The sequence below is a fragment of the Chitinimonas violaceus genome, assembly GCF_052601015.1.
The window spans coordinates 40,631-51,281 of record NZ_JBQXDJ010000028.1; the positions used below are offsets into that span (position 1 = coordinate 40,631).

Annotated in this window: 12 protein-coding genes; 8 read left to right on the forward strand and 4 right to left on the reverse strand. The window is 52.4% G+C overall.

The window, feature by feature from the left end; translation table 11 throughout:
• The first annotated feature begins 1 nt into the window (after window position 1).
• From scpB to ACUHMQ_RS11350, 3 genes are all read left to right on the forward strand, one after another.
• The gene (scpB, locus tag ACUHMQ_RS11340) at window positions 2–565 is read left to right on the forward strand and encodes an SMC-Scp complex subunit ScpB (RefSeq protein ID WP_445295572.1); all 564 of its coding nucleotides are present in this window, start codon (window positions 2–4) and stop codon (window positions 563–565) included.
• 105 nt (window positions 566–670) lie between these two features.
• Window positions 671–2,908: an HDOD domain-containing protein gene (locus tag ACUHMQ_RS11345; RefSeq protein ID WP_445295573.1), complete on the forward strand. Its 2,238-nt coding sequence runs from the start codon at window positions 671–673 to the stop codon at window positions 2,906–2,908.
• Between the two features lie 204 nt (window positions 2,909–3,112).
• Window positions 3,113–3,685: a phasin family protein gene (locus tag ACUHMQ_RS11350; protein WP_445295574.1), complete on the forward strand. Its 573-nt coding sequence runs from the start codon at window positions 3,113–3,115 to the stop codon at window positions 3,683–3,685.
• Window positions 3,686–3,797: 112 nt separating this feature from the next.
• On the opposite strand, the gene ACUHMQ_RS11355 is transcribed toward ACUHMQ_RS11350, so the two are convergent.
• Entirely contained in the window at window positions 3,798–4,508 is a 711-nt protein-coding gene (locus ACUHMQ_RS11355) for a hypothetical protein (protein ID WP_445295575.1), read from the reverse strand.
• Window positions 4,499–5,431, reverse strand: coding sequence for a LysR family transcriptional regulator (locus ACUHMQ_RS11360; RefSeq protein WP_445295576.1), 933 nt, complete (start codon window positions 5,429–5,431; stop codon window positions 4,499–4,501). The genes ACUHMQ_RS11355 and ACUHMQ_RS11360 overlap by 10 nt, the downstream gene beginning before the upstream one ends.
• A gap of 235 nt (window positions 5,432–5,666) precedes the next feature.
• On the opposite strand from ACUHMQ_RS11360, the gene ACUHMQ_RS11365 reads away from it, so the two are divergent.
• Entirely contained in the window at window positions 5,667–5,960 is a 294-nt protein-coding gene (locus ACUHMQ_RS11365; RefSeq protein ID WP_445295577.1) for a hypothetical protein, read from the forward strand.
• 221 nt (window positions 5,961–6,181) lie between these two features.
• Here the strand turns inward: ACUHMQ_RS11365 and fnr are convergent, their stop codons facing one another.
• Window positions 6,182–6,925: a fumarate/nitrate reduction transcriptional regulator Fnr gene (fnr, locus tag ACUHMQ_RS11370; protein WP_445295578.1), complete on the reverse strand. Its 744-nt coding sequence runs from the start codon at window positions 6,923–6,925 to the stop codon at window positions 6,182–6,184.
• A gap of 176 nt (window positions 6,926–7,101) precedes the next feature.
• On the opposite strand from fnr, the gene ACUHMQ_RS11375 reads away from it, so the two are divergent.
• From ACUHMQ_RS11375 to ACUHMQ_RS11390, 4 genes are all read left to right on the forward strand, one after another.
• Window positions 7,102–7,776 (forward strand): sulfite exporter TauE/SafE family protein, encoded by a 675-nt coding sequence (locus ACUHMQ_RS11375; RefSeq protein ID WP_445295579.1) that lies wholly within the window; start codon window positions 7,102–7,104, stop codon window positions 7,774–7,776.
• Window positions 7,777–7,781: 5 nt separating this feature from the next.
• Window positions 7,782–8,252 (forward strand): DUF7931 domain-containing protein, encoded by a 471-nt coding sequence (locus ACUHMQ_RS11380; protein WP_445295580.1) that lies wholly within the window; start codon window positions 7,782–7,784, stop codon window positions 8,250–8,252.
• A 173-nt stretch (window positions 8,253–8,425) separates the two neighbouring features.
• Window positions 8,426–8,701: a hypothetical protein gene (locus ACUHMQ_RS11385; RefSeq protein WP_445295581.1), complete on the forward strand. Its 276-nt coding sequence runs from the start codon at window positions 8,426–8,428 to the stop codon at window positions 8,699–8,701.
• Window positions 8,702–8,863: 162 nt separating this feature from the next.
• Window positions 8,864–9,043, forward strand: coding sequence for a hypothetical protein (locus ACUHMQ_RS11390; protein WP_445295582.1), 180 nt, complete (start codon window positions 8,864–8,866; stop codon window positions 9,041–9,043).
• Between the two features lie 122 nt (window positions 9,044–9,165).
• Here the strand turns inward: ACUHMQ_RS11390 and aroC are convergent, their stop codons facing one another.
• Window positions 9,166–10,269, reverse strand: a complete 1,104-nt coding sequence (gene aroC, locus ACUHMQ_RS11395; protein WP_445295583.1) for a chorismate synthase — start codon at window positions 10,267–10,269, stop codon at window positions 9,166–9,168.
• Window positions 10,270–10,651 lie beyond the last annotated feature (382 nt).

Here is a 10,651-nt window from a genome sequence, read left to right on the forward strand (position 1 = left end):
CATGCAATCCACCGTACATGACCGTCAGCATATCCAGATCGTGATCGAAACCGCATTGCTGGTGGCGACAGAACCACTGGGATTGCACGATCTGAAAAAACTCTTTGCAGAAGAGCTGCGTGCGGATTTGCTGAACGAGGTATTGGAAGCGATTCAGCAAGCATGGCGGGGGCGGGGGGTGGAGCTCGTCAAATTGTCGAGCGGCTGGCGTTTTCGGGCAAGGCTGGAATTTCAGCCTTATCTGGACCGCCTGAATCCGGAAAAACCGCCCCGTTACTCGCGCGCTGTGATGGAGACTTTGGCGATTATTGCCTATAAGGGGCCATTGACTCGCGGTGAGATCGAAGAGATCCGCGGTGTGACGGTGTCGACTCAGATAGTGAAGACGTTGGAAGAGCGTAACTGGATCGAGATCGTAGGATACCGCGAGACGCCGGGTCGACCTGGGCTGTACGCAACGACAAAGGCATTCCTTGACGATATGGGGCTCAAGAGCCGTACCGAACTGCCTGCATTGGCTGAACTTGGCCAATTGGTTGTACCCGAGGCGGAGCCCGCCCAATAGTTCGCCTATGCTGGTGTTTGACAGCCTGTCTGCTAGGCTGAAGACACAAAAAAATCTGGGCCTGGATGGGTATCTGTAGGCGGCCGGCGCAATGGCGGGCGTGTGATGGACAGCGAGACGATATATACCCTGATTCATGAACGAGGCCAAAGTTGGCTTGCGCAAGCCGATGATGGCCATTTGGCGTTGCTTCTGCCAGATCCTGGTCTGCCTGAGGCGCCTGTTCCGTTTGAAGCAGGCCATGCAGTACTATCCCCGCTCGAAGGCAATGCGGACATAGATAGTGTCCGGTGGTTGGCGTATCGCTGGGGCGAAGGGCAAAGTCTGGCGGAACGGCTGGCGCTTGCACCATTGGGTTGTATTGAAGCGGTTCAGATGGTCGCCCGTTTGCTGGAGGGGGTGGTACATGCGGGCCTGTTGGGTTATGTCATGAATCCACCTCGTGTTGAGTATGTCCTGCTGAAAACCGATGGCGAATTGCAATTGGCAGGGGTATTGCCAAAAGGAGCACCGGTCGAACCGGTGATGCCCGGTGTTGCGACGCTGCTTTTCCATGCGCTGAGCGGGCAGCCGCCAATCTGTGATGAACAAGGTTGTTTCCCCTTGTTGTCCACCTTGTTACCCGATGTTGATCCACGCCTGGAGGCTATCGTCGCAAGCGTGTCGGCAAATCCTGCGTATCCGGCGTTTCGATCTCCATTGGATTTGCGTACAGCCTTGTTGGCGTATCTGGACAGCCTTGGTGAGTCGAAGGATGCTGCTGATGAGGAAAGTATGGGTCCGTTGCCCCAACTTCTTCGTCGTATGGAAAACACCGATGATTTCCCTGCACTGTCGCGTGCTGTGGGTGCAATCAATCGCATTGCCGAAGCCGATACAGAAAAGCTACAGGCACTTTCCAGCGTGATCCTGCGGGATTTTTCATTAACCAATAAGGTATTGCGCCTAGCCAACTCTGCCAGCCATAGCCAATTCAGTGGTGGGGCAAGTACGATTTCCCGTGCAGTCATGGTGTTGGGTTTTGATACAGTGAAGTCGCTGGCATTGGCGCTGGTATTGATCGAACATCTGAATAACTGCGAGCAGGCTGGGGCATTGCGAGAGGAAGTAGCGCGGGCATTCTTCGCCAGCCTGATTTCCCGCAAGTTGGCGGAAAAGTGTGGTTACCGTGATCTGGAGGAGGCCCGTGTTGCAGGCATGTTCCACTTACTGGGAAAGATGCTGACGGTCTTCTATTTCCACGAGGAGTCGCAGGAAATAGATCGACTGATTGCCAAGGGGGAACGTGAGGAAGTCGCCACGCAACGACAGATTGGCATGACTTACGCTGAGCTTGGCATGGGTGTAGCCCGATCCTGGAATCTGCCCGATAAATTGATTAGCAGTTTAGCCTCCGAAAGCGGAAAAGCCCGCGCCCCGCGCCAGGATAGCGACTGGTTGCGGCTGTTTGCCAATGCAGGTGCCGGCTTGATGCAGGCTACGTTGGCCGATGATGAACCGACGCGGTTCAAAGGGTTTCTACGCGTGCGTGACCAATTTGGCGATGCATTGCGTGTGAGTGAGCGGGACCTTCGCGTTGCAGTCAATGATGCGGTCCAGGAGACCCTGCACGAGGCTGCCGTGTTTGGTCTGGATGCCCAGGCCGATGGTGCGTTGTTGCGTTTACGCCAGCTGGCGGGTTTGCCCGCACTGACTATCAGCCAGCCAGATGATGAAGAAGTAGCAGCAGATGCTGAGGCTGGGAAGGAAGCGGTGCCCGTCGCATCGCCTACAGATCTACCACCTTTACTTGATGCCATTAAAGCTGATGTCAAAGACAGGCCTTTGGTTATCGACGCCTTGGCGAACTGCATTCAGGAGGTGGCTGAGACCTTGATCGGGGAGTTCAAGCTGAATGATTTGCTGCGCATTATTCTGGAAACCCTCTATCGTAGTTTGGGGGCGCAGCGTGCATTGATTGCCACCCGTAGTGTGCAACGTAATGCGATTGTGGGTCGTTTCGGCTTTGGCGAGGATATCGATCAGTTCCTGCCAAAGTTCAGCCTGCCGCTTGACGATAGTGCGGATGTATTCCGTGTGACGCTGGCAAAGAATGCCGACATGTTGATTGAGGATATTGATAATCCGGGGATACAAAATCGAATTCCAGCTTGGTTCCGGCAGATAGGGCCGGGAAAGACCTTTTTGTTGATGCCGGTTGTGATTGACCGAAAGATCGTTGGGGTGTTTTATGCCGACAATCTCGAGGCGGGCAGTTTGATGTTGGGACCCAAGGAATTGTCCTTATGTAAGACTTTGCGTAATCAAGCGATTTTAGCGATTCGGCAGAAAACACCTGCTTAAATTGCGTCGCCGCAATAGCATTTTTGCTCTACTTTTCAAGTGGCTGTTAAATAACGAAAAATTAGTAATCAATCATTTTGTGCATTGCACAAAATCTGTTGACTCTAATTATGGTACTCCTCATAATGGGTTAATGCTGCGGTGCAAGATTTTTTAATCTGAACGCAGTTGCAACTACCCATGTCAAGCTAGGAGAAGACCATAATGTTTGCTACCACCGATTTCGCCGCACTCGGCCAAGCTCAAGTAGAAAAGTCGATCCGTTTGTCTAACATTGCCCTTGCCGGTGCTGAGCGTTTCTTTGCCCTGCAGCTCGATGTTGCCCGCGATCTGATCGCCGATAACACCACTACCGCCAAGGCATTCTCCGAAGTGAAAGATATGCAGGGCCTGTTTGCGTTGCAGCAGTATATCTCGCAACCTGCTGTAGATAAGGCGCTGGCTGTTGCAAAAAATGTCTATGAAGCCACCAGCAGCACACAAGCTGAGCTGGGCGCATTTGTTGAAGAGCAGGTTGTTGAATTCAATAGAAACTTGGTTTCCAGCCTGGACAAAGCGGTGAAGCAAGCGCCAGCCGGTTCTGAAATCATGGTTTCTGCTGTTAAAACAGCAGTGGCAACCGCGGCTTCCGCCTACGACACTGTTGCCAAAACCGCTAAGAAGGTGACCAGTGACTTTGCCGAGGCAGGCGTTGCTGCTGCAGAGACTTCGGCCAAGGCTGCCGCTGGTGTGGCAAAGAGCGCATCGCGCAAGTCGTCGCCGAATGTTGCTGCGTAAATCTACCTGCTGACCTGCGGGAGTCGGCTGTCGGCGCGATAACGTGCTGAAAAGATTCATGCTTCGGTTGGCGAGCAGATAGCAAAAACCCCACGACTTTGCGTGGGGTTTTTTATTGTCTGCTTGGTTGGGGTGGCTTTGAAAAGTTGCTGTGACTACTAAGCCACGTCAGCACGTGTGCTAAGCGGCGTGCTGGTGAGTCTGTATCACTGACCGGCACCGACATGAAGTCAAAAAGCGGCGGTTGGGCGTGAAACGGTCGGTAGTCTTCATCCTGGCTGTTTTGCAAATAGGCAGCAGCAAGCGTTGTAATCTTGGCTTGTAATTGTTGCTGTCCAACCCAGAGCGGGTGAAATGTGGCGAAGGGGATGGTATGTATCATTGTGGCCAGTCCCAATAAGCCACTACCTACTTCCTGTGCAAGTTGCGACAAGAATTGCGGCGCCAGGTGCCCGCCGGCATGCAGCCATCCTCTGGGCATGGGTGCAAGCGTATCCAGGATATCTTCCGCGCGCTTTAACATCTCGATAGTTCCGCCTGCGGCCAACTGAAAGCCATACTGACTGGCGAATGGACTGTCTTGCCATGCCACGGTAATGGCATTGTCTGGCAGCTGGTCGGGTATGGGGGTAGCTGCATAGATAAGCAGGTCATGGTCTTTGATGGCAGGCAAAGTCGAACCGTTGTAAAGCCATACAGAGGCTTCACGCTTGTCTGGCGGTGGTTTAGTTGCACCAGTGCCATTCCAGACTGAGCTACTCAAACCTGCTCGTTCCAGTCTGGTCTGCACTGTTTCCGGTGCGGCCGTTACAATTAATCGCATATAAGATCATCCCGCTCGGATTGCTCACAGAGCCGCCGTCGTATGGCCTCGTTACTGAGATGTTCGAGAAACCAACGTAATGCATTGCCACGTAATTTGCTGGGCCAGGCGACGTTCAGTTGCGCGACCGGTTTTTCTTCCTCCGCACGTAGTTCTATCAGCTTTCCACTTGCCAGATAAGGGGCGGCGCTGCGCCGAGGCAGGAAGCCAACACCCATACCTGCCAATTGCAGGCGTAATTTATCGCGCTGGCTCGCGACAGTAAGTGTCGCTTGGCCGGTCAATAAACCGGATGTGCGGGGCTGCAAAATACGTGAGCTATCGCCCACGCTAATTGCCCGATGCGCTCTGATTATATGCATGGGTACCGGTTGTGGCTCACGTGCCAACGGATGTTGTGGGGCAACGGCAAGAACAAATTCCACCCAACCTAGGGGTTGGCTACGAAACCCGCCCCCAGGTGGTGCTTCATCCGGTGCGCCGATAGCAAGGTCGGCGCGTCCGGTATACAGCGCATCCCAAACGCCACCGAACCCTTCGTGTAGGAAACGCAACCGTGTTTCACCACCAACGCGGTCGAAGGCTGCAATGGACTCCAGCAATACATCGAAATCGATGAGATCACCAACCGCGATACGCAGTTCGGGCTCCCAACCTGTCGCGACTCGCTTTACCCGTGCTTCAAGGGCAAGCACGGCATCAAGCAGTGGTCGGCCTTCACGCAACAATTCCTGGCCGGCTGGTGTGAGTTTGGCGCGATGCCCACTGCGATCAAAAATCAGTACGTCTAGATCTTGTTCAAGCTTTTGTATGGTGTAGGTAATTGCTGAAGGTACTCGGTGTAGCTCACTGGCAGCACTGGCAAAACTGCCTTTTCGATCAATAGCGTCGAGGACGACCAGGGCATCGAGCGACAAGCGCATTTCAAGGATTCCGAAGTAGTTAGGCTCAGTATTAACAAGCAACTGCCATAGAAGTATGGTCGACTCTGCTCAGTTTGCTGAAATATTCATCGAATCGCCTGAATAGATGCTGCGCCGCAGCATCAGTTTTAGTAATAGGTGATTGATTAATAGGGGTTTTCCTTGGGCGAAGCCGAGAGTAGGATGCTTTCCAGTTCCGGCGCAAGATCGGAATCTGATCATGGAGACCTACCGCATGAAATTGAAGTCTATCCTGGTGCTTTGGCCCTCGTTTCTGGTAGCGGGTATCTTGAATAGTTTGTTCTTCACGCTCTTTGACCCGCTCGAATTGAGTTTTAGCGGTGAGCCTTTATTTGAGAGCCGTGTTGTGGCTTATTCATGTGGTTTTTTTGTATGTTGGTTGTTTGCTGGCCTGTCGAGTGGCCTAACGCTCTTCTTCGAGCGGGATCGTAGCGAGATCAATCGTTATTGCCCTGTCGACTTCAACAAGCCGCATCAAGATGATAGCGAAGCCCATCTGACGCCTTAGAACCTGTGCGATCTGTCGCGAGTAGCTGTCAGCAGGGTGCAGAGCAGCACCTAAGCCCTGATCCTGACTGTATGGAGATTCATAGGCACCAAGCTATTGCCCACTTTTCAAAGCACGGCTTGGACTGTTGACTGTGAGTGGGTTTCTTTGAACAGGTTCTGGGAACTCGAATTTAAACAAAAAAACAAAGGCGACCATCTGGTCGCCTTTGTTTTTGTGGCTTATTGGGCAACATGGCAAGTACCGAGCAGCCCTTTTAGCGCGGTGATGTTCAGCAAGGTGATCTGTTTGCCGTGTACCTTGATCAAGCCATCAGCTTGGAAGCGCGAAAAGGCTCGGCTGACAGTTTCAAGTTTGAGGCCGAGATAACTACCAATTTCCTCCCGCGTCATCCGAAGGTGAAAGCCTTTGGCGGAAAAACCACGGGCTTCAAATCGCTGGGACAGATTGACCAAAAAAGCCGCGAGACGTTCTTCTGCCCGCATATTGCCCAGCAGTAGCAGCATACCTTGGTCCCGTACAATCTCCCGACTCATCAATTTGTAGAAGTGTCGTGTCAGGCTCGGGATTTGGCGCGATAAGCTATCCAGCTGAGTAAAGGGTAGCTCGCAAACTTCACCGTCTTCCAAAGCAATGGCGGTGCACGCATGCTTGCCCCCACCCAATGCATCAAGACCGAGTAATTCCCCGGCCATATGAAAGCCAGTGACTTGTTCCCGGCCATCTTCGGACAGGATGGTAGTTTTGAAGAAACCCGTTCTGACTGCAAACAATGAATGAAAAGATTGGCCTGCGAGGAAAAGGGCTTTTCCACGCTTCACCGGGACACGCTGACGGATAACTTCATCAAGCTGGACAAGCTCGTCAGCAGCGAGTCCGATAGGCAGGCATAGCTCGCGCAAGCTGCACGTAACACAACTGGAACGTAGTTCAACGAGAGGAATGACTTCTGGGATGCCGGACATTAAAAGGTCTCGAACACTGAATTGGGCGTAGGTGCGAAATGCATGTGTTGCTCAAAATTCCTATGCACCAACGTACACTTCAGTTTTTGTGCTGTGTTTTACCCTCGATAGCCCGTTTGCAGCAGACCTTGCGCCGCTTCAAACAAGCCTACGAGGCTTGGAAATAAACTCTACTTATGCTTGGTACATTAGATCTGGTTGGTTTGGCAGCGTGGTTTCTGGCGGGCTTTCTCGGCGGCGTACATTGCCTTGGCATGTGCGGCGGCCTTGTCACTGCATTAGGCTTGAATATATCAGGCCAGCGTGTGTATTTGCTTTTGGCTGTGAATCTGGGCCGCTTGGCTGCCTATATTACAATCGGTGCGCTGCTTGGTGGGATATCGGGAACGTTGGAATTGGCGTCACAAGCCTTATATTTGCAGACAATCCTGTATGTGGTCTCGCAGTTATTGGTTGTGATGCTGGGCCTGTACCTTGCAGGATGGTCGCCTTGGTTGGCTCGGCTGGAGCGGGCTGGCGTGCCGTTATGGCGGCATCTTCAACCCCGTTTAAGTGCTTTATTGCCTTTGCGTAGCATGCCAGCTGCCCTCCTTGCCGGCGCAATATGGGGGTGGCTACCCTGTGGTTTGGTCTATACCGCAGCAACGGCAGCCTTGGCGAGTGGCTCTGCATTGTCAGGCGCAGCTATCCTGGCAGCGTTTGGATTGGGCACATTGCCTAACTTGATGGCGATGGGCTTGGTAGCTAATCAACTGTTGCATTGGCGGCAGAAAGTGTGGCTTAGACAAGTTGTTGGGTTATTGCTCGCGCTTTATGGTGTGTTTGGACTCTTTCGTTATTTCATTGGGTAATGATTATGTCTGCTAATAGTTTTGATTCCCTGCTTGATTATCAGGATCAAATTCAGCAATTGATAAGCAAAGCTGAGCGGAGCCTTTACTGGTTTGATACTGATTTAAGTAGCAGCGGTATTGAGAAACCCGAATTGGCAACATTAATCCGTCAGTTCCTGGCCGGATCGAATCTGGCGCGGGTCAAAATCCTGTTACACGATGATGCATGGTTTTGGCGTAAATGTTCGCATCTGACTGAGTTATTAACTGTATTCGGTCATGCTGTAGAAATACGTCTAAGCAATGAAGTTGATAAAGCACCGGGTGAGCAATTCCTGCTAAGTGAGGCTGGAGTAGTGCGCCGTTTTTTTCCTACCTCCATGCGTGGTGAGGCGAGTGAATCAGGAACGGTGCGAACATTATGCCAACAGCGATTCGATGATTTATGGTCACGGGCCGAGCCACCGAGCGAGGGACGCCGGCTTTCTATTTAACAGGATAGGTTGATGCTGATGTTGCACCGCAATTTGACACTGGTTTTTTCCTTAAAAGCTGCTAGAATTTTGCCGTCGGTCGAATTTGATGCGTCAAAGGTTTCAAAGCCCTCGATCAACGGTCGATTGCTTACAAGTTTTATTTAGAACTCACACTTACTAAGGTTAAAACCATGAACAAGCTCCTCGTTGCTGCGCTGATCGCTTTGGGTCTGGCCGCTTGCGGTCAAAAGGAAGAAGCTCCTGCTGAAGCCGCTGCTCCTGCTGCTGAAGCACCTGCAGCTCCTGCTGCTGACGCTGCCGCCGCTCCTGCTGCTGACGCAGCAGCTGCTCCTGCCGCCCCTGCTGCTGATGCCGCAGCTGCTCCTGCTGCTGAACCTACCGCTCCTGCTGCAGCCCCAGCCGCTGAGCCTGCCGCTCCTGCACCAGCTGAAGCTCCAAAGCCATAATTTGGCGCAGCGAGTAATCGCATATGAAAAGCCGACCCTGGGTCGGCTTTTTCTTTGGTAGTTGCCTTAGTTAGAGTCTGTTCGTGATCTATTGCGCAACCGCGATCAGGGCTTTGTGCTCCTGACAACTGTGCATGACGGACATTGAACAAGGGTTGGAATATGAACAAGTTTGTTGTTGTACTAATTACTTTGGGATTGCTTGCTTGCGGTAAAAGGGAAGAGGTTATTCCGCCGGAAGTGCCTGTGGCGAAAGCGGCTGAAGTGATTGCTGCTCCGGCTACTGATGCTGCCGCAGCCACCACCGCTGCTACAGAGGCGGCCGCTGCTGAGTCTAACTAGGCGTATTGGTTAAACAACCAATACGAATGCAGTCGTGTTAGTGTGGATGAAATTGAAAAAGCCGACCTTGGGGTCGGCTTTTTCATGCTGGACTTGCTGCAAAAGGAATGTCAGGCAGTCCCTTATGATTTGATATGGCCCGGAATACGTGGGGTATTGACTACTACGTCGGCGTTCTGGGCACGGTGACGTAGTGCATGATCGATAAGTACCAGTGCAAGCATCGCCTCTGCAATCGGTGTTGCCCGGATACCAACACAAGGGTCATGCCGGCCGGTTGTTGAGACCTCGACGGGGTTACCTGCTTTGTCGATGGAACTGCGGGGTTGAGGAATGCTGGAAGTAGGTTTCAGCGCTAAGCTGACGCAGATATCCTGCCCGGTCGAAATCCCACCGAGAACCCCCCCAGCGTGGTTGCTGGCAAAACCCTCAGGCGTGAGTTCATCGCCATGCACACTACCGCGTTGCGAGACAGTATCAAAGCCATCGCCGATTTCGACACCTTTCACTGCATTGATGCTCATCATTGCATAGGCGACATCGGCATCCAGACGGTCGTAAACAGGTTCTCCCCAGCCTACAGGCACATTCTCTGCGACAACTTCAATGCGTGCGCCCACAGAATCCCGTTCCCCGCGAATCGTATCCATATAGGCTTCTAACTGATCAATCAGATCATCATTCGGGGCGAAGAACGCATTCTCGCCTACATGACGCCAGTCTTTGAAGGGAATGGAGATTTCGCCCAGCTGGCTCATATAACCACGGATGACGACACCGTATTTTTCTTTCAACCATTTTTTGGCGATGGCGCCGGCTGCCACACGTACTGCCGTCTCGCGGGCGGAACTACGGCCACCACCACGGTAATCACGTACGCCGTATTTATGCCAATACGTATAGTCAGCATGGCCGGGGCGAAAGGTTTCTACGATCTTTCCATAGTCCTGGCTTCGCTGATCTTGGTTACGAATAAGCAGGCCAATGGGCGCTCCCGTTGTTTTACCTTCAAAGACCCCGGAAAGGATCTCAACCGTATCGGGTTCTTTGCGCTGAGTGACGTGGCGACTGGTACCTGGTTTACGACGATCCAGCTCTGCCTGTATATCAGCTTCTGTCAGCGCAAGACCTGGGGGGCAGCCGTCAACGACACAGCCGATTGCGGGGCCATGGCTTTCGCCAAAGGAAGTAACGGTAAACAACAAACCCAAGGAACTTCCCGACATCACTAGCCTCTTTGATTCAATTTCGTGGTACGTAAACCGGCTTCAGGCACGAGGCCGGACAGATTTTCCGTCCAGGAAATTTTAACACAGCAAGTTCGGCACGCTTTGTCGGACTTGATACGGTAGCACGAGGTCAAAGGGCAACTGCGAACAGTTGCCCTTTACTTATTAATTACTGCGATGACTTTCAAATGATCTTTGGAGGGGGAGGTAATAAGAGCCTGTTTACGATTTCTGAAGCAGTAGCGCAAGGAAGGGTAATCCCCCCATTTTTAAGGGGAGTCAGAAGTAGCGCTATGCGACCATGGCCAGCCGCTGTATTGGGGTAATACCGCCCAAGGCCATGTTAGGGCGTTCGTGATTGTAGAACCAGATCCAATCC

Bases quoted from the DNA above. Each gene is read 5' to 3' on its own strand.
- scpB (WP_445295572.1), top strand. From the start codon at position 2: ATGCAATCCACCGTACATGACCGTCAGCATATCCAGATCGTGATCGAA.
- ACUHMQ_RS11345 (WP_445295573.1), top strand. From the start codon at position 671: ATGGACAGCGAGACGATATATACCCTGATTCATGAACGAGGCCAAAGT.
- ACUHMQ_RS11350 (WP_445295574.1), top strand. From the start codon at position 3,113: ATGTTTGCTACCACCGATTTCGCCGCACTCGGCCAAGCTCAAGTAGAA.
- ACUHMQ_RS11355 (WP_445295575.1), bottom strand. From the start codon at position 4,508: ATGCGATTAATTGTAACGGCCGCACCGGAAACAGTGCAGACCAGACTG.
- ACUHMQ_RS11360 (WP_445295576.1), bottom strand. From the start codon at position 5,431: ATGCGCTTGTCGCTCGATGCCCTGGTCGTCCTCGACGCTATTGATCGA.
- ACUHMQ_RS11365 (WP_445295577.1), top strand. From the start codon at position 5,667: ATGAAATTGAAGTCTATCCTGGTGCTTTGGCCCTCGTTTCTGGTAGCG.
- fnr (WP_445295578.1), bottom strand. From the start codon at position 6,925: ATGTCCGGCATCCCAGAAGTCATTCCTCTCGTTGAACTACGTTCCAGT.
- ACUHMQ_RS11375 (WP_445295579.1), top strand. From the start codon at position 7,102: ATGCTTGGTACATTAGATCTGGTTGGTTTGGCAGCGTGGTTTCTGGCG.
- ACUHMQ_RS11380 (WP_445295580.1), top strand. From the start codon at position 7,782: ATGTCTGCTAATAGTTTTGATTCCCTGCTTGATTATCAGGATCAAATT.
- ACUHMQ_RS11385 (WP_445295581.1), top strand. From the start codon at position 8,426: ATGAACAAGCTCCTCGTTGCTGCGCTGATCGCTTTGGGTCTGGCCGCT.
- ACUHMQ_RS11390 (WP_445295582.1), top strand. From the start codon at position 8,864: ATGAACAAGTTTGTTGTTGTACTAATTACTTTGGGATTGCTTGCTTGC.
- aroC (WP_445295583.1), bottom strand. From the start codon at position 10,269: ATGTCGGGAAGTTCCTTGGGTTTGTTGTTTACCGTTACTTCCTTTGGC.